Annotated in this window: 24 protein-coding genes; 16 read left to right on the top strand and 8 right to left on the bottom strand. The window is 48.8% G+C overall.

Annotated features, from left to right (window positions below; translation table 11 throughout):
• The first annotated feature begins 14 nt into the window (after positions 1-14).
• The gene (locus tag AC1DF0_RS17175) at positions 15-2,390 is read left to right on the top strand and encodes a glycoside hydrolase family 95 protein (protein WP_477574744.1); all 2,376 of its coding nucleotides are present in this window, start codon (positions 15-17) and stop codon (positions 2,388-2,390) included.
• A gap of 131 nt (positions 2,391-2,521) precedes the next feature.
• The gene (locus AC1DF0_RS17170) at positions 2,522-2,890 is read left to right on the top strand and encodes a DoxX family protein (RefSeq protein WP_477574743.1); all 369 of its coding nucleotides are present in this window, start codon (positions 2,522-2,524) and stop codon (positions 2,888-2,890) included.
• Between the two features lie 290 nt (positions 2,891-3,180).
• Here the strand turns inward: AC1DF0_RS17170 and AC1DF0_RS17165 are convergent, their stop codons facing one another.
• From AC1DF0_RS17165 to AC1DF0_RS17150, 4 genes are all read right to left on the bottom strand, one after another.
• Positions 3,181-3,678 (bottom strand): hypothetical protein, encoded by a 498-nt coding sequence (locus AC1DF0_RS17165; protein WP_477574742.1) that lies wholly within the window; start codon positions 3,676-3,678, stop codon positions 3,181-3,183.
• Between the two features lie 31 nt (positions 3,679-3,709).
• A complete protein-coding gene (locus AC1DF0_RS17160; RefSeq protein WP_442052123.1) occupies positions 3,710-4,399 on the bottom strand; it encodes a response regulator transcription factor in 690 nt (229 codons plus the stop codon).
• Positions 4,396-5,931 carry a sensor histidine kinase gene (locus AC1DF0_RS17155; RefSeq protein ID WP_477574741.1) on the bottom strand — a complete coding sequence of 512 codons (1,536 nt, stop codon included), beginning with the start codon at positions 5,929-5,931 and terminating at the stop codon, positions 4,396-4,398. The genes AC1DF0_RS17160 and AC1DF0_RS17155 overlap by 4 nt, the downstream gene beginning before the upstream one ends.
• A gap of 146 nt (positions 5,932-6,077) precedes the next feature.
• Positions 6,078-7,142: a LacI family DNA-binding transcriptional regulator gene (locus AC1DF0_RS17150; RefSeq protein ID WP_477574740.1), complete on the bottom strand. Its 1,065-nt coding sequence runs from the start codon at positions 7,140-7,142 to the stop codon at positions 6,078-6,080.
• Between the two features lie 269 nt (positions 7,143-7,411).
• Here AC1DF0_RS17150 and AC1DF0_RS17145 point away from each other — a divergent pair, with 269 nt between their 5' ends.
• The 7 genes from AC1DF0_RS17145 to AC1DF0_RS17115 all read left to right on the top strand — a co-directional run bounded on the left by AC1DF0_RS17145 (position 7,412) and on the right by AC1DF0_RS17115 (position 16,592).
• The gene (locus AC1DF0_RS17145; RefSeq protein ID WP_477574739.1) at positions 7,412-8,845 is read left to right on the top strand and encodes an L-fucose/L-arabinose isomerase family protein; all 1,434 of its coding nucleotides are present in this window, start codon (positions 7,412-7,414) and stop codon (positions 8,843-8,845) included.
• Between the two features lie 19 nt (positions 8,846-8,864).
• Entirely contained in the window at positions 8,865-9,707 is an 843-nt protein-coding gene (locus tag AC1DF0_RS17140) for a transketolase (protein WP_442053067.1), read from the top strand.
• Positions 9,708-9,712: 5 nt separating this feature from the next.
• Positions 9,713-10,651: a transketolase family protein gene (locus AC1DF0_RS17135; RefSeq protein WP_477574738.1), complete on the top strand. Its 939-nt coding sequence runs from the start codon at positions 9,713-9,715 to the stop codon at positions 10,649-10,651.
• Between the two features lie 13 nt (positions 10,652-10,664).
• Positions 10,665-12,158 (top strand): glycerol kinase GlpK, encoded by a 1,494-nt coding sequence (gene glpK, locus AC1DF0_RS17130; protein WP_477574737.1) that lies wholly within the window; start codon positions 10,665-10,667, stop codon positions 12,156-12,158.
• 79 nt (positions 12,159-12,237) lie between these two features.
• A complete protein-coding gene (locus tag AC1DF0_RS17125; protein ID WP_477574736.1) occupies positions 12,238-13,755 on the top strand; it encodes a DUF5060 domain-containing protein in 1,518 nt (505 codons plus the stop codon).
• A gap of 22 nt (positions 13,756-13,777) precedes the next feature.
• Positions 13,778-15,193: an FAD-binding oxidoreductase gene (locus AC1DF0_RS17120; RefSeq protein ID WP_477574735.1), complete on the top strand. Its 1,416-nt coding sequence runs from the start codon at positions 13,778-13,780 to the stop codon at positions 15,191-15,193.
• 52 nt (positions 15,194-15,245) lie between these two features.
• Complete coding sequence (locus tag AC1DF0_RS17115) at positions 15,246-16,592, top strand: (Fe-S)-binding protein (protein WP_477574772.1); 1,347 nt, start codon at positions 15,246-15,248, stop codon at positions 16,590-16,592.
• 122 nt (positions 16,593-16,714) lie between these two features.
• On the opposite strand, the gene AC1DF0_RS17110 is transcribed toward AC1DF0_RS17115, so the two are convergent.
• Genes AC1DF0_RS17110 through AC1DF0_RS17100 form a run of 3 tightly spaced genes read right to left on the bottom strand, consistent with a single transcriptional unit; the run spans position 16,715 to position 17,878 of the window.
• Entirely contained in the window at positions 16,715-17,221 is a 507-nt protein-coding gene (locus AC1DF0_RS17110) for a zinc-binding dehydrogenase (protein ID WP_442053061.1), read from the bottom strand.
• Positions 17,106-17,528 carry an alcohol dehydrogenase catalytic domain-containing protein gene (locus tag AC1DF0_RS17105; RefSeq protein WP_477574734.1) on the bottom strand — a complete coding sequence of 141 codons (423 nt, stop codon included), beginning with the start codon at positions 17,526-17,528 and terminating at the stop codon, positions 17,106-17,108. Before AC1DF0_RS17105 ends, AC1DF0_RS17110 begins: the two co-directional genes overlap by 116 nt.
• Before the next feature lie 44 nt (positions 17,529-17,572).
• Complete coding sequence (locus AC1DF0_RS17100) at positions 17,573-17,878, bottom strand: MarR family winged helix-turn-helix transcriptional regulator (protein WP_477574733.1); 306 nt, start codon at positions 17,876-17,878, stop codon at positions 17,573-17,575.
• Between the two features lie 354 nt (positions 17,879-18,232).
• Here AC1DF0_RS17100 and AC1DF0_RS17095 point away from each other — a divergent pair, with 354 nt between their 5' ends.
• The 3 genes from AC1DF0_RS17095 to AC1DF0_RS17085 all read left to right on the top strand — a co-directional run bounded on the left by AC1DF0_RS17095 (position 18,233) and on the right by AC1DF0_RS17085 (position 20,978).
• Positions 18,233-19,243: a hypothetical protein gene (locus tag AC1DF0_RS17095; RefSeq protein WP_477574732.1), complete on the top strand. Its 1,011-nt coding sequence runs from the start codon at positions 18,233-18,235 to the stop codon at positions 19,241-19,243.
• A gap of 332 nt (positions 19,244-19,575) precedes the next feature.
• Complete coding sequence (locus tag AC1DF0_RS17090) at positions 19,576-19,758, top strand: hypothetical protein (RefSeq protein WP_442053057.1); 183 nt, start codon at positions 19,576-19,578, stop codon at positions 19,756-19,758.
• A gap of 101 nt (positions 19,759-19,859) precedes the next feature.
• Entirely contained in the window at positions 19,860-20,978 is a 1,119-nt protein-coding gene (locus AC1DF0_RS17085) for a putative periplasmic lipoprotein (protein WP_477574731.1), read from the top strand.
• A gap of 396 nt (positions 20,979-21,374) precedes the next feature.
• Here the strand turns inward: AC1DF0_RS17085 and katG are convergent, their stop codons facing one another.
• A complete protein-coding gene (gene katG / locus AC1DF0_RS17080; RefSeq protein WP_477574730.1) occupies positions 21,375-23,558 on the bottom strand; it encodes a catalase/peroxidase HPI in 2,184 nt (727 codons plus the stop codon).
• Between the two features lie 484 nt (positions 23,559-24,042).
• On the opposite strand from katG, the gene AC1DF0_RS17075 reads away from it, so the two are divergent.
• From AC1DF0_RS17075 to AC1DF0_RS17060, 4 genes are all read left to right on the top strand, one after another.
• Entirely contained in the window at positions 24,043-24,378 is a 336-nt protein-coding gene (locus AC1DF0_RS17075) for a sensor histidine kinase (protein WP_442052401.1), read from the top strand.
• 126 nt (positions 24,379-24,504) lie between these two features.
• Positions 24,505-24,873: a DUF4180 domain-containing protein gene (locus AC1DF0_RS17070; protein ID WP_442052402.1), complete on the top strand. Its 369-nt coding sequence runs from the start codon at positions 24,505-24,507 to the stop codon at positions 24,871-24,873.
• 114 nt (positions 24,874-24,987) lie between these two features.
• Positions 24,988-25,422, top strand: a complete 435-nt coding sequence (locus AC1DF0_RS17065) for an SRPBCC family protein (RefSeq protein WP_477574729.1) — start codon at positions 24,988-24,990, stop codon at positions 25,420-25,422.
• Complete coding sequence (locus AC1DF0_RS17060) at positions 25,422-25,844, top strand: VOC family protein (protein ID WP_477574771.1); 423 nt, start codon at positions 25,422-25,424, stop codon at positions 25,842-25,844. Before AC1DF0_RS17065 ends, AC1DF0_RS17060 begins: the two co-directional genes overlap by 1 nt.
• Positions 25,845-25,894 lie beyond the last annotated feature (50 nt).

Below are 25,894 nucleotides of genomic sequence, written 5' to 3'. Positions count from 1 at the left end.
GGGGAGCTGAACCAATGAAAGACAATACAGGCGGCAAACCTATGAAGCTGTGGTACCGCAAGCCGGCTGATGAATGGGTCGAGGCGCTGCCGGTCGGTAACGGCCGCTTGGGCGGCATGATCTATGGCGGCATCAAGCGCGAGCGGATTGCGCTCAACGAGGACACGCTGTGGTCTGGCACGAAGCGGGGCGCGGAGCGCGAGGAGCCGTTGCGGTATTTGGAGGAGAGCCGCAGTCTTATCTTCGCAGGCCGCTTCAGCGATGCTCAAGCGGTGATCGAAGAGCATATGCTGGGGCCGGCGGGCCATGCGTTCCAGGCTATGGGCGATCTGGAACTGGAGATGAGCCATCCCTCCACAGCGGAAAAATACCGGTGCGAGCTTGATCTTCGCACGGGACTGTTCCGGACGGAATATGTATCAGGCGGCATGCGCGTAACACGGGAGGTGTTCGTGTCGGCAGTCGATCAGGTGATGGTCGTGCGAATCGAAGCCGATCGACCAGGGGCAATCGGACTGGAGGCGGCGCTAACCAGCCGTCTTAATTACGGTGTAAATAAATCCGGAAACGATCGCATTATTCTGACTGGCGCAGCGCCAAGCCAGCTGGATCACGAGAAAGAGCAATCGGAAGATACGGTCGTTTACGAGGAAAATAAAGGAATCCGGTTTCAGATTCATCTTCAGGCACTCCCTGAGGGTGGTATTGTCGAGACGCATGGAGGAAGGCTTGTCGTAAAAGGGGCGGATGCGGTAACGCTGCTGCTAACCGCTGCGACCAGCTTTAATGGTTTCGATCATGATCCCGCACTAGAAGGGCTGGACCCTCGGCCGCGTTGCGATGCATGGCTGAACGATGCGGCGAAGCTGAGCTACGCCGAGCTGCGTGAACGCCATATAGCTGACATCACGCCTTACTTCGATCGCGTGACACTGGAGCTTGATTCGCCATTCCGCGATGACATCCCGACCGACGAACGGATTGCGGCAGTACGGGCCGGCCAAGCGGACGAGCGGCTCGTTGAGCTGTTTTTCCAGTTCGGCCGATATCTGATGATAAGCGCTTCCCGTCCGGGGACGCAGGCGACGACGCTGCAGGGCATTTGGAATAACATGACGAAGCCGCCATGGTCTTGCAACTATACGACAAATATCAATACTCAGATGAACTATTGGCCGGCTGAGGTGTGCAATCTTGCGGAGTTTCATGAACCGCTATTCGATTTGCTGGAAGATCTGCGAATCGCCGGAGCGCGTATGGCAGAGGCTTACTATAGTTGTCGGGGCTGGGCTTCGCATCACAACGTCGATTTGTGGCGCAATACGAGTCCTTCCCAAGGCTCGGCAAGCTGGGCTTACTGGCCGATGGGCGGCGTATGGCTGTGCCAGCATTTGTGGGAGCACTACGCATACGGCGGCGATCAGAACTTCCTACAGGACAAGGCATATCCAATTATGAGAGAAGCGGCGCTGTTCTGCCTCGACTACTTGGTGTCGGATGGTGAAGGCAATCTCGTGTCGGTACCGTCGACCTCTCCGGAGAATACATTCCTAACGCCAGATGGACAACGGGCAGCGGTAAGTATGAGTTCAACGATGGATATCGCTCTTATGCGCGAGCTGTTCACGAACTGTATCGAGGCTGCGCGTATTTTGGGAACGGATGCTGAGTTCAGTCAATCGCTTCAGTCTGCTTTGTTGCGGCTGCTACCGCTGCGTATCGGTCGGCACGGTCAATTGCAGGAGTGGTATCGCGACTTCGACGAAGCGGAGCCGGGCCATCGACATACCGCCCATCTGTACCCGTTGCATCCGGGAAATCAGATTACGGTTCGCGGTACGCCAGAACTGGCTAAAGCCGCCCGTGTCAGCCTCGATCGCCGCCGCGTGTACGAAGGCGAGGATACAATCGGCTGGTGCTATTCGTGGAATATTAGCATATATGCGCGCCTAGAGGATGCGGAAATGGCGCACTCCTATTTGACGAAGCTGCTGGGAAATCCATTCCCGAACCTGTTCAATGCGCACCGCCATCCAAAAATTACGTTCTATCCGCTCACAATCGAAGCCAACTTCGCGGCTTCGGCGGGCATTGCCGAATTGCTCATGCAGAGCCATGCCGGCGAACTGCATTTGCTGCCTGCGCTGCCGAAGGCTTGGCCATCCGGCCGGATAATCGGCATCCGCGCCCGCGGCGGCTACGAACTCGATCTAGCCTGGGCAGACGGGAAGCTTCAAAGCGCGGCTATCCGAGCTTCACAATCTGGATGCTGCCGAGTGCGCACCTCAGTGCCGATTGCGGTTGAAGTCGCAGATTGGGAGAAGGTAGAAGAAGGAGTGATCGCGTTCACGGCCGAAGCTGGCCACAGCTACACGATTGTTCAAATCTGATTGAATCCAAATCGACCGATGGATAAATTTTGCATCAAATACATCTTTACAGGACACCATATGGTGTTATATTATGAATTAGGACACTGATTGGTGTCGGATCATAACAGACGAAAAAGGGTGTTGATTCGGTGCATATACTAACCATCGTTCTTCAAAGTTGGCTGCTTTTCTCCATGGCTTTTTTTGGCGGGAGCAAGCTTGCAGGAGCTGCTCATCAGGTCGAACTGTTTGATTCAATTAAACTTCCTCAATGGTTTCGCGTCATTACGGGTTACGTTCAAATTATTGGATGTGTAGGAATCATTATCGGCTACTGGTACCCGGAGATTGCCGCATGGGCAGCAATAATGATAGGCATTAAGATGCTCTTCGCGTTACTCTCGCATCTTAGAGTTAAACATGCGATTGGAAAAATGATACCGGCTTTATTGAACCTCGTGATTTCTATTGCAGTAGTCATCTTATATGCAGATGAACTGTCCTATCTTTTTGGGTAAGCTCATAGCTAAGGTGTGAGAATACCACGTCCGCTGGACGTGGTATTTTATTTTTTAATCGAGATTGCTGTGGCCGTTATCCTAGCTTAGCAAAAGGTTCAATAAGCGGGACTACAATCAACCGCTCAATGCGAAGCACCCGACGATCGTCGCGGTCACAGAGTGCGACTTGATCCGATCTCGACGACGGTGGAGAAGCGGGACGCAACTTTCAAAATTGTATATTGAATAAGTGATGCGACAAGCCCCCGATCTCCGAGGTGGCGATCGGGGGCTTGTTTACTGAGCTGCTACTTGCGCTTACCGCCAGGTTTCCATACCGATAGAATAAACATCGCAAGCAATGAAAGGGTTTGTATCGCTATCCCGATCCATAACCAGGTGTGATTCACTGTAAAACCAGGCTCAGCCCATGCATGAATTCCCGAAGTCTCGGTTAGCATAACGCCCTTCAACGTCCATTCGTAGATCCCGATCAAGCCAATTCCGATCGACAAGAGCGTTAGCAGTTGTTTGGTTATGAGCCAATAGTAGCGGAATAATCCCCAAGATGTAAGGACCGATAAGAGAATGCCGGTTACGGTTGTGCCGATCGTAGAAGCTCGAACGCTTGAATCAGCAAGTAGATGCATAATGGTGTAACAGGCCTGCAGCACGGAAGCTGTGTCAGTTACGGAAGCCGTTAGAGCCAGAATGATGAATGTCGCTTGGCCTCCCAGCATGATGGAGGCAAATATAAGATGGAGCAGCAACAGTATTTTTCTTTGTTTTGCGTTTAGTTTCTTCATGCGTGATAGAACCTCCTGAAGTGCTGCTGAATTAGAGATTGAATCGATAGCCGATACCCCATATCGTCTCGACGTATTGCGGCCTGGAAGGGTCGCGTTCAATCTTCTCCCGAAGCTTGCTGATATGTACCGTAACGGTTGCATAATCACCGAGCGCGTCCATGCCCCATAGCCGTTCGAATAATTCCTCTTTGCGGAATACCCGGTTCGGATTCGTCATGAGGAAGAGGAGCAGCTCGAATTCTTTGGCCGTAAAAGGAACTTCAACATCGTTCACGAATACTCTGCGCGATTGCCGATCGATGCGTATACCGTGGAGCTGAAGTTCGTCCCTGCGCCATTCGCCGCTTCCCACGAGCCGGTCGTAACGTGCAAGATGAGCTTTCACCCTGGCGACAAGCTCGCCAAGCCCGAATGGTTTCAAGATGTAGTCATCGGCTCCGAGCCCAAAGCCGCGAATTTTATCAATTTCCTCATTCTTTGCCGAGACGATCAGTATGGGCACGTTGCTCGCTTCCCGCACACGCCGGCAAATTTCGTAGCCGTCCGTACCTGGGAGCATCAAGTCCAGCAGAATGAGATCGTATGGATGCTGAAGCGCCATCTTAAGGCCGATCTCGCCCTCGCTAGCTATATCCGATATGAAGCCGCTCGCATCTAGATAGTCCTTCTGCACTTCGGCAATAACCGGATCATCCTCGACAATCAATATCCGTTTCATAGCTGGACTCCTTTCTTAGTTGATGCGGATTGCAGAGCCGGAAACGTCATCACAATCGACGTTCCCGCGATTGGCGTGCTAAGCGCGATAACCGAACCGCCGTGACCTTCAACAATTTGCTTCACGATGGCGAGCCCTAAACCGCTGCTGCCTGCTTCCGAACGGCGCGCCGTCTCCGCTCGGAAAAATTGATCGAACACATAGGGGAGCGCAGCTTCAGGAATGCCTGACCCGTTATCTGTCACTCGGATCGTGACAGCTCCGCTTGAGTCATTTGTGAGTTCAAAATGAAGCATCCCCGGTTGAATTACCATATGTTTGAGGCTGTTATCAACAATGTTGAGCATCGCGCGATGCAGCTTCTCTCGATCTGCTTGAATGAGCAGATGTTCATTGCTGCTCCCAACGCTACTCGAACTTCTGCTGTAAGAAACATCAACGCCGCTCATGCGGGGGTTATGCCGCAGCTCGTATACAATTTGCTGCAAGAATGCCGCAATGTCCATTGTTACGAAGTGGAATGGCAGTTTCCCTATATCCAGCGTGGAGTATAGAAGCAGCTCTTCGATCATCCGGTTCATGTCGGTTGTTTTATTTGCAATCATCGTAACGTACTTCTGCCGCTTCTCCTCCGAGTCCGCGATTCCATCCTGCAGACATTCAACGCAGCCTTGGATCGCCGTAATTGGTGTTTTCAAATCATGGGAGATGTTCGCTAGCAGCTCCTTGCGATTCGTCTCCAACTGCACCTGATCGCCAATGGAATCCTTCAGGCGGATGCGCATCTCTTCGAATGCAAGGCCGAGCTGCCCGATCTCATCCTGCCGCCGCAGATGAACCGGTCGGTCCAAATGGCCTTCACGGATTTGTCCTGCTGCTGCCTTAAGCGCGTAAAGCGGCTTGATAAAGCTGCGCGAGACAAAATACGTCAAGACGCCGTTGGTCAGCACAAGCGCCCCAAACAGCGTGATCAGAACGGTTGGCATAAACCTTCGGAAGAAGCGGGCTACCGGCTCCATATCCGATACGATGACAAGTGTGCCGGATTCACCACTTGGGTCTATGTACGAAATGCGGTCCAAGCTGTGATTGAATCCGCMGCTAGACGGGCCAGGGTGACGGATTGCTGTCTGATATTGTTTGCTCCCTTTATTCAGTTGTGCCACAATGTCAGCTTCCGATAACCCGGGGGAGATATAGTTCACGTGCGAATCACCGGAGAGCAGCAGGATACCCGCATCGACTTTCGCAAGCTCGGATTCCGTCTCCTTAATAAATGCGGGTTCGCTGAACAGGCGAGGATCATGCTTCGCGATAAACCGCAAGCCGGAGGCGAGTTCATTGCGTCCACCGAACAGGTCGCGCAGCGCAATGAACGGAATTGAACGCTGCTGCGACGTTTCTTCAACCGAGCCAGGCGTTAAGTCTCGCATGTAAGCTCCATAGGCTAGCGCGGCCGTAACGCCAATCAACACAACGGGTACGACAATCATCGCTATATAGGATAAAAGCAATTTGGTTCGAATCAACATGTGGCATAACTCCTTTCCATCCCATTGTAATCGTTAACCGTTAACCATTCATAAACCAATTCTAAAATAAGTCTAAAATGATTCGTGCGGGTAAAGGTATGTCCCCAAAAGAAAAAGCCCCAAACGGGGCTTTTTCTTTTGTACGTTTATGATTCTAATCCAGCCATACTCTTTTCCCGTTGCTTGGTTGAAGAGAGTCTCTGGATGAACTCCGTGTCCACCGTGATCTTTGTCTTGATCTGATCTTTGGAGCCGATGGATTGAACGAGCAAGTCGACTGCCAAGTAAGCGAGTCGTTCCTTGGCGACATGGACGGTTGTCAGCTCCGGCATGACGATCCGCGCTTCCGAAATATTGTCGAAGCCGACGATGGACACGTCCTCTGGAATGCGATAGCCTAGCTCGGTGAGCGTCTTAATCGCGCTTATGGCAATATAGTCGCATTCGCAGAAGAAGGCAGTCGGCAGCGGATTGCCAGCGGCTAAATAAGATGTAAGCTGCTGCTGCAGCGCCTCTTGCGATGAGAGAATCGTCGGAGCAACGGAGAAGATGCACGGGTCATTAACGTTAAGCCCTCTCTCTCTCAGGGCGTCGTCGAACCCCTTCTTTCTCTCATCGAAATTTTGTATCCGTACATTGGATGCGATATAACCGATATTTGTATGACCTTGCTCGCATAGGTGCAAGCCCGCTTGATAAGCCCCCATCACATTATTAATGCTGACAAAATGGACAGGAAGCGTCTCGAAGCAGTTATCCAGAACGACAAGCGGAATGGAAAGGCCTTCAGCGATCGCAGCTATTTGGGGTTGATTCAGATTGGTTCCGAGCAGGATCACTCCGTCACTTCTCTTCTCGTCCTCCAATGCTTTGATTTTGTCCATATATTGCTCTTGTTCCACGGAAGTGTAGATAAGCGAGAAGCCGCTTTGCCGGCATCTCTCCTCGATAAAGTGAATGAGCTCGCGAAAGAAGGGCTGCTGATAGTACTCCTCAAGCACGATTCCTGAGTTGGCAAAGGCCAAGAAAGTTAAGGCATGCTGAGCAGGGTCTGCTTCCGCAGATTTGGCTTTATGTTTATAGCCGTGTTCCTCCGCAATTTGCATAATACGCTCGCGCGTTTCTTCGCTTATTCCGTGTTTGCCGTTCAAAGCAAGCGATACAGCTGCTTTCGATACGCCTGCAAGCTTAGCGATGTCCTCCATCTTCATAGCAATCTATCTCCAATCATCAAATTAACGGATGTGTTTAGTTCAGTTTAGTTTACACGAAAGTGTTCGGTTAAGCAATATAACGACTTGATTTAACTAAACTATTTAGTGATATGACTAAAATTTTCACTAAAAATCAATTAAACTCGTTGACCATATAACAGAATGATGATAAATTTAGTTTGTAGTTAATGATCTTTAACTAAACTTTATTTAACTAATTAGTCATATTTCATTATTGGTTAAGTTATTTTAAGGAGAGTGCAGCAGTGGAGAAACTTAAGCTGGGCTATGCGCCGACAAGACGTTTTGTATTCAGCGCAGAGGATGCCTACAAGTATAAGGTGTTGATCAAACAGAAGATCGAAAGCTTCGGTATGGACATCGATATCGTCGACCTTGAAGGGATCAATCAGGAGGGCTTGCTGTACGACGACAATATTAATGCAGATCTGATCATTGACCGCTTTAAACAAGAAAAAGTAGATGCCGTTATTTTCCCGCATTGCAATTTCGGCACAGAAGATACAGTTGCTAGAGTAGGCAAAGCGCTGGGCAAGCCGGTATTGCTGTGGGGGCCAAGAGATGAATCGCCTCTAGAGGACGGAATGAGGCTTCGAGATACACAGTGCGGACTGTTCGCAACGGGCAAAGTGCTCCGCCGTTTCAACGTTCCATTCACATATGTAACGAATACACGAGTGGATGATCCCGTATTTCAGCGTGGGTTTACGAACTTCATTGCCGCATCGAATGTGGTGAAGCAATTTAGGAAGCTGCGTATTTTGCAGATCGGGCCGCGCCCGGCATCCTTTTGGACGATGATGTGCAATGAGGGAGAATTGTTAGAGCGGTTCGGCATCGAGATTCATCCGATTACGCTCGTGGACATTCAATCGGAAACGAAACGGATCGAGAAAGGCAATAGCTCTGAGCTTGCAGCATGTATGGATTATATAAAAGAAAAGCTGGATTGGTCAGAAGTGACTGAGGCAGATGTGAGAAGGATAGCGGCTTTGAAAGTAGCAATGAAAAATTATGCGAAAAGAACGGGCAGCTCGGCTATTGCGATTCAATGCTGGTCGTCGCTCCAGGACGCCATGGGAATCATGCCTTGTCTAGCTAATGCGATTCTAACGGACGAGCAAATTCCAGTCACTTGCGAGACCGATATTCACGGAGCGATTACTTCTGTCATGGTGCAGGCTGCAACCATGAATCAGCACCCGACCTTCTTCGCGGATCTAACGGTTCGCCATCCCGAGWATGCGAACGGAGAGCTTCTATTCCATTGCGGCAACTTCMCGGTGTCGTTATCGGTCGAGAATCAGCCGAAGCTTCGCAAACATTTTTTATTCGATGACCATTCCCCTGGAACGCATGAAGGCGAGATTAAAGGCGGGAATATGACGCTTGCTCGTTTCGATGGAGATCATGGCGAATACCAGCTTTTCCTGGGTAAAGCACGCGGCATTCAAGGTCCTTATACTCGCGGTTCGTATGTGTGGGTTGAAGTGAACGACTGGCCGTTATGGGAAGAAAAGCTTGTGAAAGGTCCTTATGTTCATCATTCTGTCGGTATACATGCCAATGCCATTCCAGCTCTATATGAGGCTTGCAATTACATTCCTGGACTGACGCCGGATCCGGTTGACCCTACGGAACAGGAAATTCAGTCATGGCTTCGCGGCAAAGGACTATAGAGTGAAGGAGGAAGTTAGGGTGGAAATAGCAGCTCTTAAAGGAAAAGCGGCGCAAATTCGGATGGATCTTCTGCGCATGATCCATGGTGCCAAGACCGGACATACGGGCGGCTCGCTAAGCAACACCGATATATTAACCGCCTTGTATTACCGCGTGATGTTGGTGGATCCCAAGGATCCGAAGTGGGCTGTGAGGGACCGCTTCATCGCCAGCAAAGGCCACTCGGTGGAGTCGCTGTGGTGCATATTAGCCGATCTTGGTTTTTTTCCGAAAGCGGAATTGGATACGTTCAGCCGGTTCGGCACGCGATTAATCGGCCACCCGAACAACAAAGTGCCGGGCATCGAGATGAATACGGGCGCGCTCGGTCACGGTCTCGCTATCTCGGTTGGCATGGCGCTAGCTTCCAAACGCGATGGATTAGGTTATCGGGTATTCTGCCTCATGGGCGATGGAGAGCAGGCAGAAGGCTCGGTATGGGAAGCGGCGATGGCAGGGGCACACTTTAAGCTTGATAATTTGGTAGGCATTATCGACCGCAACCGACTGCAAATCAGCGGATCAACCGAAGAAGTGATGGGACTTGATCCTCTTGATGACAAGTGGGCGGCATTCGGCTGGAATGTCGTTTCTATAGACGGCAATGACATGGATGCACTGGTGAGGACATTCGATGCTATACCTGCCGTTTCGGGAAAACCGACGTTGATTATGGCGAATACGGTGAAGGGCAAAGGCGTTTCTTTTGCGGAAAACGTACCGCACTGGCATCATCATGTACCGAATGACGAGCAGCTGGCCATGGCGCTTGCCGAGTTGGCGGCATCGCTGGAATCCTATAAGCAGGAAGGGAAGGTGTAACGCGTATGAGCAACAGTATACCGAACAGACAAGTGATCTGCGAGACGCTTCTCGATCTGGCCAAAGAGGATAAAGATATTTTGGTGCTTACCAGTGATTCCAGAGGATCGGCTGCGATGGCTCCTTTTGCAAACGCATACCCGGATCAATTCGTCGAGGTTGGCATCGCGGAGCAAAACATCGTCGGTATTTCGGCAGGTCTTGCGCATAGCGGCAAAAAGCCGTTCGTTGCTTCTCCTGCTTGCTTCCTGAGCATGCGGAGCATCGAGCAGATCAAAGTCGATGTCGCTTATTCGGCTACGAACGTCAAGTTGGTAGGGATAAGCGGTGGGGTTAGCTACGGAGCATTAGGCATGTCGCATCATTCCTTACAGGACTTGGCGGTTATGCGCGCTATTCCGGGGCTAGCTGTCGTTATGCCGGCTGATCGGCACGAAACGAAGAAAATGACGGAGGCGCTCGTAGCGTATGAGGGCGGCGCATACATCCGAATTGGCCGAAACGCCGTAGAGGATGTGTACGATTCCGATGATTACGAGTTCACGATCGGCAAAGCTGTAACGCTGCGAGATGGATCGGATGTAACGATCATTGCGTCCGGTGAAACGGTGCGCGTTGCGTTAGATACGGCAGCCGCGCTCCAAGAGGAAGGCGTCTCGGCTAGAGTCATTAACATGCATACGATTAAGCCGCTCGATGAGGAAGCGATAAAACGAGCCGCGCGCGAGACCGGCAAGATCATTACGGTCGAAGAGCATAGCATTCATGGCGGATTAGGCGCTGCCGTTGCAGAGGTCGTCGTTCAGCATCATCCCGTTCCTGTGCGCATCGTTGGCATTCCGGATGAACCGGCTATCGCGGGAAAGACATCGGAAGTGTTCCGCCACTACGGCATCCATGTCGACCACTTGAAACAAATCGCCTTCGATTTGCTGGGCAGATAGAGGATTGGTGAGCATGGATAACTATATATTAGCCATTGATCAAAGCACGACCGCGACGAAAGCGCTGCTCGTGAATCGGGATGGAACGGTGGTCGGCAAAAGCTCGTTCGAGCATCAGCCATTTTACCCGAGATCGGGTTGGGTGGAGCATGATCCTCTCGAAATTTATGAGAATGTGAAACGCGCTGTTATCGATGTCATGCAGCATACTCAAATAAAGGCAATCGAGCTGGCGGCAATTACCATTACGAATCAACGAGAAACAGCGGTCATGTGGGATCGAATTACTGGCGAGCCTATCTATCACGCAATCGTATGGCAATGCCAACGCACGGCAGAGCACTGCGCTGCTTTGAAGGGGGAGGGGCAAGAACCGTTCGTTACCCTGAAGACCGGGCTAATGATCGATCCCTATTTCTCTGCAACGAAATGGAGCTGGATGTTAAACCATGTACAGGACGCGAAATCCAAGCTGACCGAAGGCAGGCTGATGGCAGGCACGATCGATAGCTGGCTGATCTGGAAGCTGACTGGCGGGGGCGTGCATGCTACCGATTTCACGAATGCCAGTCGAACCTCCTTATTCAATATCCATACGCTGCAATGGGATGAAGAGCTGTGCAATCTGTTCGGCGTTCCGTCTTCGCTGCTTCCGGCGGTGAAGTATTCCGACGAGGTGTTCGGGTACACCGAAGAGAATGATTGGTTGGGCGCTCGCGTGCCGATTTCCGGCATTATCGGAGATTCCCAGGGGGCGTTGTTCGGTCAATTATGCTTTAATGAAGGTATGGCCAAAGCTACGTACGGAACGGGAACTTCCGTGCTAATGAATGTGGGAACGCAGCCCGCCGCTTCGGGCAATGGGCTCGTTCAGACGATAGCATGGGGCTCCCAGGGAAAAGTGACTTATGCGCTTGAAGCTATTATTCGTTCTTCCGGCGACAGCATCAAATGGATTCGCGATAATTTAGGCTTATTCGATAGCTTCGAGGAGATGGACCGGTTGCTGCAGGACGCGCCTTCTAATGAAGGCGTATATCTCGTGCCTGCCTTTGTCGGCCTAGGCGCCCCGCATTGGCGGCCGAATGCGAGAGCGGCTATTACAGGAATGAATCGTGCAACGGGAAAGGGACATATCGTCAGAGCTGCTTTAGAAAGTATTGCGTATCAGGTATACGATGCGTTGGAGCAGCTTCAGAAGATTTCCGGCGTAGCGATGGGCGAGCTTCGAGCAGACGGCGGGGCAGCCGGAAATCCTTTGCTGATGCAGTTCCAATCCGATTTATTAAATAAAAAAGTCGTCCAATCGGACGTTATGGAGCTTTCTGCTTTAGGCTCCGTCTATTTAGGCGGTTTGGCAGTAGGCGTGTGGGGCTCTATGGCGGAGATAGAATCTAGCGTCCGGGGCTATCTAGTATATACGCCGCAGATGGATGCGGCAGCTAGGGACAAATGCTTGGCAGGCTGGCGGCATGCGGTGTCCACTTTGCTTCAAGGCGCAGGCTGAACGGAAAGTTGAAGCAGTAAGGGCAAAGGGGAGCGAGTCTCCTTTGCCTTTCGTTTTTCCATTAAGGAGGGTGTATACGATGAAGTATTCTAATCTTGTTGAACGATGGTGCGTGTTCGAGATTGAATTGCAATCTTCCAAAACTTTCGCTAGACCGTTTCACGATGTAAGGCTGGAAGCTTATTTTCGCAAAGGTCAAACGAGCAAAAAGGTTTTTGGCTTCTATGACGGCGGATCGACTTGGAAAATCAGATTCATGCCCGAGGAGGAAGGGACATACAGCTTCAAGCTTTCCTCCAATCAGGAGGAATTCAACGGGTTAACAGGGACTTTCGAAAGTACGAAAGCACAGAAAGGCAATCACGGCCCGGTCCAAATTAACGGGAAGCACTTCAACTATGCGGATGAAACACCGTTTTTTGTTATGGGAACGACGGCGTACGCTTGGACCTACAGACCCGAGGAGATTCGGCAGCAGACGCTGGAGTCGTTCTCCAAATACGGATTCAACAAGATCCGAATGCTCGTGTTTCCCAAGTACTACAGAGGCGGCGTTAACGACGTGAATGTGTCCTATGATCCGCCTGTTTTTCCTTTCGCCGGACAATCGAACGACTTTGATTTCCAAACCCTTGTTCCTGAGTACTTTCAAAATTACGAGGAGCGCGTAAAGGATCTATTGCGGCTTGGCATTGAGGCGGATGTCATCCTATTCCACCCTTATGATACTTGGGGGATTGATCGTGGCATGCAGCAAGAGGATGAGCTTCAGTACGTCAAATACATGATTGCAAGACTAGCTGCTTTTCGCAACGTATGGTGGTCGTTGGCTAATGAATTTGACATATCCGAAACGGCGGATGGTAAGTTTTGTATCGGGATGGATCATAAAGATTGGGACTTGATCGGCACGTACATCCATACGAACGATCCTCACAATCACCCGAGATCGAATCATAATATTCCTTTGGGATCGGCTTACCCGAAACGGGATTGGATGACCCATGTGTCCTATCAGCACCCGGATACGTATACCTTATTGCTGGAATTAATGAATGACTACAACATGCCCGTCATCAATGACGAGTACCAATATGAAGGGAATATCAAGGATGATTGGGGCAACAGCGACGCGGCAACGACCGTGTTCCGTCACTGGCTCTCGGCAATGGCCGGAGGATATGCGTCCCATGGCGAGGTGTTCAAGATCGAGGGGAATGACCAAGACTTGTTCTGGTCATACGGCGGGACGTTGGTTGGAGAAAGCGGGCCGCGTCTGAAATTCATGAAGCAAATCCTCGAGTCCTGCTCGTATCAGGAAATGGCAAGAGACAGACGCAATACGGAAGGCCATCATTATTTCGCCCTGCACAAAGGCATTGATGAATATCTGTTTTTGTTCCGTTACGATTTACCAGGCAAAGGCTTATGGTACGGGCCGTATGACGGTACCGAGTCTGAGTACGAAGCTAAAATTTACGATGTGTGGAATTGCGAATTAATCGAGGAGAATATCGTAAAGCAAGCACATCGCTTCCCTATTAAGGAATGGACGGCGGTTCACTTAAAGAGAATTCACGTTGATTTGTCCAATTAGATAGAAGGGAGTATCAACCATAATGCTGGAGCAAGCAATCGTTCAACAACTTCGCCGGATTGTAGGCATACAGAACTTTCGGGATGATCGCGAAGCGTTAATTGCTCATTCCTATGATGGAACGCCAATGCTCCAAAGTATACCGGATGGCGTTATTTATCCGGAGAGCACGCAGCAAGTGTCGGATATTATGAAGGTGCTCGCCGCACATCGCATACCGGTCGTATCCCGCGGTTCTGGTTCCAATCTGTGCGGAGGAACGGTTCCTGTCCACGGCGGCATCGTGATGGTCATGCACCGCATGAATGAAATCATAGAGGTTGATCAGGAAAATCTAACGGCGACGGTTCAGCCGGGGATCATTACGGGTGAGTTCATATCGCATATTGAATCGCTCGGACTATTTTATCCGCCGGATCCAAGCAGCATGAGAATATCAACGATTGGCGGAAATATTGCCGAGTGCTCCGGCGGGCTTCGCGGTTTGAAATACGGTACGACGAAGGACTATGTCATCGGGCTTGAAGCGGTCCTTGCGAACGGGGATATTATGCGGACCGGCGGGAAGCTGATGAAGGATGTCGCCGGCTATGACTTGACGAAGCTGCTGGTCGGATCGGAAGGGACGCTTGCCATTATCACCGAGGCAACCTTGAAGCTGGTGCCGCCGCCAAAGACGAAGAAGACGATGCTTGCCATGTATAAGGATCTCTATGGAGCGGCGAGAACCGTATCACGTATTATTGAAGCGAAGATTATCCCGGCAACGCTGGAGTTTATGGATAATCCAACGATTCAGGTCGTGGATGATTTTGCCAAACTCGGTCTGCCTAGAGATATGGAAGCGATTCTACTTATCGAGCAGGATGGCGATCCGGAGGCGGTAGAGCGTGATATGGAGCGAATACAAGAGATCTGCAAGTCGGAGCTTGCGGATCGGGTAGAGGTGGCGCAGAGCCGCGAAGAGGCGGAGAAGCTGCTGACGGCACGGCGCAGCGCTTTCACCGCACTGGCGCGTCTGCGCCCGACTACCATACTGGAGGACGCTACGGTACCTCGATCCAAAATTGCGGAGATGGTGTTGCGGATCAACGAAATTGCTAGAAAACATAATGTAATGATCGCCACCTTCGGACATGCGGGAGATGGCAATTTACATCCGACTGCTACGACAGACGCAAGAGATCAAGACGAAGTGCACCGGGTGGAGCAGGCTTTCGAAGAGATATTCGAAGCGGCTATCGAACTGGGTGGAACCATTACCGGAGAGCATGGCGTTGGCTTGGTGAAAGCCCCGTACCTCGAGTGGAAGATCGGTAAACCCGGAATAGAAATGATGCGAGGGATCAAGCATGCGTTCGACCCGCATAACCTGCTTAATCCGGGTAAAATTTTCGCCAAAGAGACGAGAAAAAGAGTGGTGATATCCCGTGGGTGATACGAGTCCAACGACAATTCCCAAGAAGCCAAATGTAAAGCTCAACGATCCTATGGCCCAGACGCTTCATTTGAAGCTGGACTATGATCAACTGACGAATTGCATGCGATGCGGATTTTGTTTGCCGGCTTGCCCGACTTTTCGGGAAACCGGATTGGAGCAGGAATCTCCTCGCGGTCGACTCGCTCTGATGAAAGCGGTTGTAGACGGCATGATGGAAGCAGATCAACCGTTTCAAGACCAAATGAGCCATTGTCTGGGCTGTAGAGCTTGTGAACCGGCGTGTCCCGCCGATGTCAAATATGGACAGTTAATCGAGCAGGCTCGAGATGCAATTGAGGACCATGCAGAACATAGCATTCCTGTTAACGGTCTGCGTAAAGTGATGCTTCAGGGGATGTTGCCGCACCAGGGACGGATGAAGTGGCTTGGACGTTCTCTCGCAGCCTATCAGAAATCAGGCCTGCGTAAGTTGGCAAGAGGTACGGGCATCATGCATCTATTCCCGAAACATCTTCGTGAAATGGAGCAAATCCTTCCCAATGCAACGGGAAAAGGCGTGGTAGAGAGGATTGGCACCGTCTATCCGGCTAAAGGAAAAACGATTGCCCGTGTTGCCTTGTTCAGGGGTTGTATCATGGATGTGCTGTTCGCAGAAACCAATGTGAATACCGTAAAGCTGCTGTCGGAAGCGGGATTTGAAGTCGTCATTCCGCATGAGCAGGTGTGCTGCGGTGCGCTTCACGCGCATAGTGGTGAGCTGGATTTGGCGAAAGGTTTAGCTCGTACGAATCTTACCGTCTTTAAGGAAGCGGGAGTCGACTATATCGTGTCTAACGCAGGGGGATGCGGAGCTTTGCTAGTGGAGTACGACCACCTCTTGCATGATGACTCCGAATATCAATCTCTTGCAGAATGGTTTGCTTCCAAAGTTATTGATGTGAGCAAGCTGCTCATCGACTATGGAAGACTCCCGGCATTTGCAGATTCGAGCGCTTGTGCCGACGGTCCCATTACGATTACCTATCAGGACTCTTGTCATTTGCGAAATGTCATGAAGAGCGCAAGTGCTCCAAGGCAACTGATGAGGCAAATTTCCAATGTCCAATATGTCGAGATGAAGGAAGCGGATCGATGCTGCGGCTCTGCAGGCATTTATAACGTCACGCAGCCCGAGATGGCAGGCGAAATCCTAGAGCATAAGATGGCGCATGCGAACCGGACAGAAGCACGCTACCTCCTCAGCAGTAACCCAGGATGTATTCTCCAGATGAAGCTGGGGGTAAAGAAGCATGGTGACAGCAGCCGGATGGAAGTAAAACATATAGTTGATTTCCTTTACGAGAGAGTTGTTGAAATAAGTGAAGACGAAAGATTTTCTTGGGGGGAAGTGACCTGACAAGACAATTAGCCAGAATAGTTTGATATGAATGAAGAAAACAACACGTAGTGTGGTATACACTCGTGTTGCTCTCGTGTTTTAATATCCAAATTTCTATTTCATACATGTTGTTATTAGATTTAGTTTATGCGCAGTAAAATTCTTCCGCGTCCATATCTTGCTTCGCTTTTCTCCAGTGCTTTATTAGCTTGGTTTAGCGGGAATATGGAATCAATCGCTGCTTTAATCGTACCGTCGGCAATTAATTCCGTTAAGGTCTGTAGATTCGGGTATGTTGGGAATTTGGTGTTAAATTTAGCTGTAACGCCATGCTTTTGAGCATTCTCTTGAGATGGAGCCTGAGTCAAAGAGACAAGAATTCCCCCCTTCTTCAAAAGGGCCCATGATCGATTCTCAGTCTCGCCTCCAACGGAATCGACGATCAAATCGACTTCTTTGATGACGTCTTCGAAAGCCGTCATGGTATAATCGATGACTTGATCCGCACCCAAAGACTTGACGAAGTCTATGTTAGAGGTTGATGCCGTAGCGATTACGGTCGCTCCCTTCCATTTGGCAGCTGAACGGCAAACTGTCCAACGCCGCCCGCTGCAGCATGTATGAGAAAGGTTTGGCCAGATTGCCATATTCTGAATAGGCTCCTCTAATACTACCAAAAATGCGATCACCGGGCTTGAAATCCGTTACACCTTCTCCTATTTCTTCGACAACTCCGGAAGCGTAAAATCCAGGAATGTAGGGGAAGGTTACAGGAAAAACTTCTTGAAGCCAACCGTTACGGATTTTATAGTCTAGCGGAATAATCGTAGCATATACGATACGAACAAACACTTCGTCCGTTTGCGGTTGGGGGCGTTCAACTGTTTCTATCTTTAAGACATTCGGACCACCGTATTCATTGACCAGAATGGCTTGAATCGACTTATTAGACATGCTTATCTCTCCTTTATTCCCTCATCTTTTTTTAAAAATTACAGTTAAGCTTCTAAAGAAACGGCTATTTTTTTTGCCAGAGCTACAAACTGTATTTTTTCTTCGTCATTGAGAACTTTCGTTGTGATCTCATCCAGCTTGCTCCAAGCCTGAATCACTCTGGGTTCAACTTCACGCCCTTTTTGAGTGAGAGATACGATGGTTACGCGTTTATCTTCATGGGAGCGACTGCAGGTGACCAGCCCCGCATCTTCCAAACGACGAACGGATTTAGCTATTGTCGAGTGATCAAGGCGCAGCGACCTTGAAAGACTATTCTGCGATTGGCTGTTTTGATGCCACAGCTTCATCATTTCGCTCCTAACGGAGAACTTTAGTTCAATAAGATCTAGGAGCAGGTGCCACGGCATTTGCTCTTTTTTTTAAATATAGGAAAGCATTTTGCACATACTTTCTCTATACGTTTCGACGAAACGTTGGCGTCTATAGATAGGAGGCCATCAGGCGGTTCTGCTTATTAAGCTAAAGGGGAAAAAGTGCAACTTTCCAGTATTTGGTTTCGTTTAATAATTGAAACAGACGGGCCAATTGCTAAAGAGTGAACACCTTTATTGCTGTGTATCATGTTGGAGCAAAGAATAAAAAGTATGTTTAAGTGTTGCTCTAACGGTGGGAATAGCATTGTTAATGTAGGAGGACTTTGGATGAAAAAAGTGATTTTACTGGTGTCGCTGCTACTGGGAGCTGCATTGTTGTTATATTTCTATTTATTGTTCACCGATTCTCCTAATGTGGATACCGATTCCACATTGTCTGCTTCGCTGGAACAGCACCAAGAAACGCGAGCTAGCTCGACCCGCGCACCTGAAAAGACTGAACCAATCAAGAGTTCAGTCTTTGATGCAAGCAAAGCGATATATCTTGGTGAAACTGACAGCGGGGTCGTTTATGAATCCTATGGCAAGCTTTTTTCTGTAGACACGCTTGGGGAAGTCATTGAGATGGGAGATCCCGCCATCGAAAAAAGAGGAGCTGTCCTCTCTCCTTCAGGAGACACCCTAATTTACCAGTTTTCCGATACGTCCATCATCACAAGTCCTACAAAATTGGCTTTGCTTCATTTACGAGATAACAAGGAAAATGCTGTCATTGAGCTTGAAACCAGCAATAGGATTGAAGTGATCGGTCCGTACTTCTGGTCAGGCCAAAATGTATTTGTGCAGACAGCACTTGCAACCGATTCGCCGAATTTCCTAATTTTTAATGGTATAACGGGAGCAATGGACGGTTCCGGCAAGCTCTTTCAAACTCTATATGTAAACAATAAATTGACGAAACTGTTAAGGCTCGATCCCTTAAACGAAGTAGACTCCGATAACGGTTTAGGGGCAGTAATTAGGGTTGCGGCATTAACGGAGGATGGTGTTTTGCACGAACTGCTTGAAGAAATGTTTTACGAAACAATGTTTCTGGATATTCAAATATCCGATGACCTAACCGCAATCGCCGTATGGACTCATCTGGTACCGGAGGGCACTTCCACCCTTAGGGTATCGGCCCTGGATCACGCAAATTGGCAAACGAATGATTGGCAAAAGTATGATACTGCTCCCGTAACAGAAGGCTTTATTCGATTTGATATCGACCTCAGAAAAGTGTTACTGAGCAACGGAGAGACGGTCGAGATGCCTCAAGTAGAAGGAGTTGGGCACTAAATACGAGTTGTGAAGTGACGGTTATTTAATATTAAACATTCGTACCAAAGGACCCAGCGTTGTTAGATGTGGTGGAGTATAACTGGGGAGGAGTTTATATTTATACCTTGAATTGGGACCGGAAGGTATAATGCAGGAGGATTGACGCCAACGGAATTATTCACGGGAGAGCGTGGAATGGCGAAGTAATTATTTCGATTGATAAATCAGAGAATGATGAGGGGTACAGCCAATATATTACCAAAAGCGTCTTTTTTGAGGAGAGCGGACATGTCGGTTATGGATATACGTTTAATGCGGATGAAGTTCACACCGCGTTTGGTGATATCCCGTTGCATGAAGAGCAATCGGTCTCGCCCGAAGAGGGCGAGGTGGCAATCTGGGGGTTACAAGCTACCAATCTGAAAACTCTGCACACGATGGATTATTCACCTGAGCAGCTAAAGCTGACTGATTGGGCGGTGATTTTCAAATTAGCGGCCATCGAAACGGATGCGTTAAACGGGGAGCAATAGCATAGATTTCACAGCTACGCCACTTTTCATTAAGCTAGCAATCGCACAATTGAATTATGGTGTAAATGCCGAGGAAACGCTTTGAAGGAGCAAAATGAAATATGAAAAAATGGTTCTTTGCATTGGTACCGTTGTTGCTGTTAACTGCGTGCTCAGTGGCGCCAACACTCATCACGAATTCAGACACTAATTTAGATAATACAACCGCAAGTCCAATCCCAACCTCCCTTACTTTCGATTCCAACGCAATCCTTGTAACGGGACCGCTCACATTGTCTAGGAACGATCTATTTCAGCTTACAAAAAAACATGAATACTTGAGTGTGGTTCTTACTAACGGAAAGTATTACGAAGACTGGACCCCTGGGCCTTTGATGGGTCGCAACTGGGTGGGTGAATTCCAAATTCAGCTTTCCAATGAAAGCGACGAGGTACAAAGCGCCGTCGATTTAAACGGTTATTTTAAGGATGAAATGGTGTTCAACTCGTTCTTTGACATCGATTTCGATGATTATAATGGGGATGGGAATATCGATTTTACGATTGGTCAATATGCATCGAGCAATGGCGGTATATATAAGCTCTTTACGGTTGATGATTCTGGACGCATTAAAGAGTTGCCTATTAAAGGGCATCCAGAAATATTCGTGAGCAGTACAGGGCGTTACTCCACCAAGTTGGCTAAATCTAAATTTGGCTTTTCAAGCACGTTTTATGACAACAGTATCGGAAAAGAAGTCACACAATCCTTCGGTTGGAACGGGAAAGAATTTGTAAGTGAAACGAAATTCGATCAACCTATCGCGGCCACAGAATACGATGTTTCCAATCTGGAATTTCCGCTGCCGAAGGGATGGAACTTGAGTGCCAATGACCGCTTTGGCGCATCCATCACCGACGAGAACGGAATCAATATGGGGAGTGTTGTCACGTACCCGTATACAGACGATTTTGACTTTAGATCTTATAAGCCCAACCATAGTGAAATGACAAATGAAGAAGCAATTGATACTCCTATCGGAAGTGGTAAACTATATACACTCGATGCTGACAACGGAACAGCCGCATCTGGACTAACTGGTACACATGACGTCTATTTTGCCGCTATTCCGATACAAGACAGCATTATTTACGTACTTGAATTTACAAAGCATGATAAAGAAGATGCATCTAAAAAGCAATTCATCGCTCTATTTAACGGTTTGCGGCTAAAAAAGTGAAGGCGGTGCAGTCTTGAACTATATGATCATAGCTTTTTCATTAATCGTTTCAACGATACTATCTATTTTTATAATGAAGAACAGAAGAAGCAAATGGTTTAGCATTATTTCCGTATTCGTTATCAATGGGATAATGTTGGGATCAGCATATGGGTTCCTGTACAACTTAGATGAGGAATCGACGTTGTTTGGCATAGATTTTCAACAACGTTACATATTGATACTTTCCATCCCAGCAGTAAGTTGGATTAACTACATTATTCTTTCTCTTGTCAGCAGAAGGGAATTGAGGGTTTTCGGTGATAAGCTGAATGTACATAGATAGGTATTAAAAAAGATGATTCCTGTTCAAACCAGGAATCATCTTTTTTGGCATTGTTTATCTCAATTAAATGATTATTTCAAGTCGAAACGATCCGCATTCATGACTTTGACCCATGCGGCGATAAAGTCACGCACAAACTTCTCTTTGTTATCGTCTTGAGCATAAACTTCGGCAATGGCACGCAGAACGGAGTTTGAACCGAATGCTAAGTCAACTCTAGAAGCAGTACGTACGACTTCGCCTGTTTTGCGATCGCGTCCTTCGTATACGGTTCCGCTAATAGGCGTCCACGCAACGTTCATGTCGAGCAGGTTAACAAAGAAGTCGTTCGTGAGCGTGCCTGCACGATCCGTGAACACGCCATGTTGTGTACCGCCATAGTTCGTACCTAGAACACGCATGCCGCCTACAAGAACAGTCATTTCCGGTGCCGTAAGGTTCAGCAATTGCGCTTTGTCTACCAGGAGCTCTTCCGCACTTACACTGTAATACTTCTTCAGATAGTTGCGGAAGCCGTCAGCGACAGGCTCAAGCACAGCGAAGCTTTCCACATCCGTTTGTTCTTGGGTAGCATCGCCGCGTCCCGAAGCGAATGGAACAGTGACATTAAAGCCTGCATCTTGTGCAGCTTTCTCAACTGCGGCACTGCCGCCTAGAACAATCAAATCGGCCAAGCTTACTTTCTTATCCAGATCTTCTTGAATGCCTTCTAGAATAGTAAGGACTTTGGTAAGCTGCTGCGGCTGATTGACTTGCCAATCCTTCTGTGGAGCAAGAGCGATGCGGGCACCATTGGCGCCGCCGCGCATATCAGAGCCGCGGAAGGTGCTGGCCGAAGCCCAGGCCGTTGTTACCAGCTCGCTTACTGTAAGTCCCGAGTCTAGAATTTTTATTTTAAGTTCGTTTACTTCCGCATCTGTTAACGTATAATCAACAGCCGGTACAGCATCTTGCCAGATCAGAACTTCATTTGGAACTTCAGGGCCTAAATATCTTGCAAGAGGACCCATGTCACGGTGTGTGAGCTTGAACCAAGCGCGAGCAAACGCGTCCGCGAACTCTTCAGGATTCTCATGGTAACGACGGGAAATCTTCTCGTACGCTGGATCCACGCGCAATGCCATATCCGCAGTAGTCATCATCGTCGGAACTCGAACGGATGCATCCTCTGCATCTGGGGCAAGATGCTCTTCAGCTTGATCTATAGCAGCCCATATATGAGCGCCTGCCGGGCTCTTCGTAAGCTCCCACTCATACCCGAACAGAAGATCGAAGAAACCATTATCCCATTTAGTCGGATTAGCGGTCCAAGCACCTTCAACGCCGCTCGTGATCGTATCGCGTCCTTTGCCGGACCCGTGTGTGCTTAGCCAGCCCAAGCCTTGTGCTTCGATAGGAGCAGCCTCAGGGTCTGGACCGACAAGAGCAGCATCGCCTGCGCCATGTGCTTTGCCAAACGTATGGCCGCCGGCAACGAGCGCAACGGTTTCTTCATCGTTCATTCCCATACGTCCGAACGTTTCGCGAATGTCGCGAGCGCTTCCAAGCGGATCCGGATTGCCGTTAGGACCTTCCGGGTTGACGTAGATAAGACCCATTTGAACGGCAGCAAGCGGATTTTCAAGCTCACGATCGCCTGTGTAACGCTTATCTCCCAGCCATTCCTTCTCATTACCCCAATAGATATCTTCTTCCGGATGCCAAACGTCCGCGCGTCCTCCGCCAAAACCAAACGTCTTGCCGCCCATAGATTCAATCGCGACGTTGCCTGTCAGAATCATCAGGTCGGCCCAAGAAATTTTGTTGCCATACTTTTGCTTAATCGGCCACAGCAGCCTGCGTGCTTTATCAAGGTTGCCATTGTCCGGCCAGCTATTCAGCGGAGCGAAACGTTGTGTGCCGCTTCCAGCACCGCCGCGCCCGTCGCCTGTACGATATGTACCTGCAGAGTGCCAAGCCATACGAATAAAGAACGGGCCGTAATGTCCGAAGTCAGCCGGCCACCATTCTTGACTATTAGTCATTAGATCGACTAGATCTTGTTTAAGAGCATGATAGTCTAACTTTTGGAACTCTTCCGCATAATCAAAGTCTTCTCCCAAAGGATTAGATTTTCTGTCATGCTGATGGAGAATATTCAGGTTTAACTGGTTAGGCCACCAATCACGATTCGAAGTCCCGCTTGATTTGAAGCTAGTAGCGCCTCCGTGCATAACTGGGCACTTTCCTGCTTGAGAAGAAACTGTAGCGTCCACATAATCATCTCCTATTCGTATAATGAAGTAGCAAATCAAAATTAGTACATATTCTCTTTATAAAGCTATATACAAATGAATACAATAGCAGATTTAAAAGTTCATCCAATCTTCACTCAACTCTGATAATTTACGGGTGTTGCGCCTTGTATGACGATCGTCACTTATCATATGACGGTCTTTTTATATATATTTATTTTCGAAATTGACAATGCCTTAGAAGGAGTGGGATGGGTGGATAGAGAAATGGAAACAAATCAATACAGTGTAAGGAAATTTTTGGGGTTTTTGGCTTTGGTCGCGTTGCCGATGGCTTTTTTCGATTCGTCTTGCTGCCCATTCTTGTACCGATCGTCCCTTTTCACCCGGGTATTCTCTATTGGATACTAATGATTGTAGGAATGATCTGGCAGTTTGTACTATCTGTCATAATCTTGAAGAGAGAACTTGGCGATATAAGCTGGGAGAAGCTGAAGAAAAGACTATGGATGAATCATCCTATACATTCGAAAACGCTGCCTCGCTCATCTCCCTTCAGGAGTATGTCATGATCAACTCCATCAAGGAATCGATCACCAATGCCCTAAAGCACGGCAAAGCGAGCATGGTCGACATTAGTATCGTAGAGCAACAAGATACGATTCATATGACGGTAAAGGACAATGGAACAGGCAGCGATTCGGTCATTTACGGCTTCGGTCTAAAAACGATGGAGAAAAGAATCGAGGCCATCGGAGGTCAAATGAGTGTGCGAAGCGAGCCGAACAATGGTCTCACGCTCCAAGTCCGAATGCCTATCGCAAGGGGGGAGGAGTGGTGAATATCGCTCGCAAAATCAGCATCATGCTTGTGGATGATCATGACCGGGCTAAAGCGGTTTTGTTATTAAATAGTTATTTATCGTCATGAGGATGCGACGGCTATGAAACGACCTAGGAGGGTAACGATGAGTATAACGAAAGTAGAAGCAAACGGAGCAAATATTGCCGTTGTAGGCGGCAGTGAGATCGTAATAGAGGATGTTCAATCCGCATTGGATCTAATGGCTACCATTAAATACGAAACAGACTGCGAGCGTTTTGTGATAAGTAAAGAACTGGTCAGCGAAAGCTTTTTCGATTTGAAAACAGGTCTGGCCGGCGAAATTCTTCAGAAGTTCATCAATTACCATGCGAAGGTTGCTTTCGTTGGGGATTTTTCGATATATCCAAGTAAAAGCCTTCGCGATTTTATCTATGAATGCAATAATGGGACAGATTTCTTCTTCTTGCCGTCCGAACAACAAGCGATTGAAAAGTTAAGTTTGTTGAAGTGAAGTTGGAACGGGAGCTACATACGTGTCGGAAGTAAGGCACAGTTATGCTGAATATCGAATGCTGATCATTCCAGCAGGTGAAGTTGTGTATAAACATTGATGCGAGGTGATAAGATGAGCAATCAACATGCTGACAACGATAAGCCTGTTGGCAAGACGGCATCCGTTGGCTTCCAGATTGGCGTTCGGAGAACGTTGCCGATTACGCCTGAACAAGCCTGGTCTTTCTTGACTTCACCGGAAGGGCTGCGATTATGGATAGGTACCGTATCGGGCTTGTCCTTCAAAGAGGGAGAGACGTTTACTTCCGAGGAGGGCATTACAGGTCAATTCAGAGTAGTGAAGCCTGAGAAGCAATTGCGCTTGAAGTGGGGAAGGAATGACTGGGAGAAGCTTTCGACATTACAAATCCGACTGATCCCCATTAAACCCGACCGAACTACCATTAGCTTTCATCAAGAAAACCTGGATCATTCGGGCACGCGAGATCAAATGAAGCAGTTCTGGGAAAATGCGCTGAACGAAATGATCGAATGGAGGGCACATTGATKAAATCGAGAATAACCGTACTCACGTTAGGGGTAGCCGATTTGGAAAGATCGCTTACGTTCTATCGGGACGGATTAGGATTTCCAACGGAAGGCATTATCGGGACCGAATTCGAGCATGGCGCAGTTGCTTTCTTCGACTTGCAGGCAGGAGTGAAGCTCGCGATATGGAGGCGTGAAGATCTAGCGCTTGAAGCGAAGGTTCCTCTGTCGCCTCCCAGCTCTACGGAGATGACAATCGGTCACAATGTAGCGAGCAAAGAGGAAGTAGATGCAATTATGACGCAGGCTGAGCGTGCTGGAGGCGTTATTACGGATCCCGCGCATGTTGCCTTCTGGGGTGGTTATTCCGGGCATTTCCTCGATCCAGATGGCCATCTGTGGGAGATTGTCTGGAATCCGGCATGGGAGTTAGAGACGTAAGCCAGTTCGAGAAACAATGAGAAGAAGTCCACGATGAAGGTCGTGGACTT

This window comes from Paenibacillus sp. 05T425, from assembly GCF_056396205.1.
The sequence above is the reverse complement of the archived record's forward strand: the minus strand, read 5'-3'. Positions and strand labels throughout refer to the sequence as shown.

Excerpts from the sequence above, each read along its gene's own strand:
- AC1DF0_RS17175 (WP_477574744.1), top strand. The coding sequence starts at position 15 with ATGAAAGACAATACAGGCGGCAAACCTATGAAGCTGTGGTACCGCAAG.
- AC1DF0_RS17165 (WP_477574742.1), bottom strand. The coding sequence starts at position 3,678 with ATGAAGAAACTAAACGCAAAACAAAGAAAAATACTGTTGCTGCTCCAT.
- AC1DF0_RS17160 (WP_442052123.1), bottom strand. The coding sequence starts at position 4,399 with ATGAAACGGATATTGATTGTCGAGGATGATCCGGTTATTGCCGAAGTG.
- AC1DF0_RS17150 (WP_477574740.1), bottom strand. The coding sequence starts at position 7,142 with ATGAAGATGGAGGACATCGCTAAGCTTGCAGGCGTATCGAAAGCAGCT.
- AC1DF0_RS17135 (WP_477574738.1), top strand. The coding sequence starts at position 9,713 with ATGAGCAACAGTATACCGAACAGACAAGTGATCTGCGAGACGCTTCTC.
- glpK (WP_477574737.1), top strand. The coding sequence starts at position 10,665 with ATGGATAACTATATATTAGCCATTGATCAAAGCACGACCGCGACGAAA.
- AC1DF0_RS17125 (WP_477574736.1), top strand. The coding sequence starts at position 12,238 with ATGAAGTATTCTAATCTTGTTGAACGATGGTGCGTGTTCGAGATTGAA.
- AC1DF0_RS17120 (WP_477574735.1), top strand. The coding sequence starts at position 13,778 with ATGCTGGAGCAAGCAATCGTTCAACAACTTCGCCGGATTGTAGGCATA.
- AC1DF0_RS17115 (WP_477574772.1), top strand. The coding sequence starts at position 15,246 with ATGGCCCAGACGCTTCATTTGAAGCTGGACTATGATCAACTGACGAAT.
- AC1DF0_RS17110 (WP_442053061.1), bottom strand. The coding sequence starts at position 17,221 with ATGGCAATCTGGCCAAACCTTTCTCATACATGCTGCAGCGGGCGGCGT.
- AC1DF0_RS17105 (WP_477574734.1), bottom strand. The coding sequence starts at position 17,528 with ATGTCTAATAAGTCGATTCAAGCCATTCTGGTCAATGAATACGGTGGT.
- AC1DF0_RS17100 (WP_477574733.1), bottom strand. The coding sequence starts at position 17,878 with ATGAAGCTGTGGCATCAAAACAGCCAATCGCAGAATAGTCTTTCAAGG.
- AC1DF0_RS17095 (WP_477574732.1), top strand. The coding sequence starts at position 18,233 with ATGAAAAAAGTGATTTTACTGGTGTCGCTGCTACTGGGAGCTGCATTG.
- AC1DF0_RS17085 (WP_477574731.1), top strand. The coding sequence starts at position 19,860 with ATGAAAAAATGGTTCTTTGCATTGGTACCGTTGTTGCTGTTAACTGCG.
- AC1DF0_RS17075 (WP_442052401.1), top strand. The coding sequence starts at position 24,043 with ATGGATGAATCATCCTATACATTCGAAAACGCTGCCTCGCTCATCTCC.
- AC1DF0_RS17070 (WP_442052402.1), top strand. The coding sequence starts at position 24,505 with ATGAGTATAACGAAAGTAGAAGCAAACGGAGCAAATATTGCCGTTGTA.
- AC1DF0_RS17065 (WP_477574729.1), top strand. The coding sequence starts at position 24,988 with ATGAGCAATCAACATGCTGACAACGATAAGCCTGTTGGCAAGACGGCA.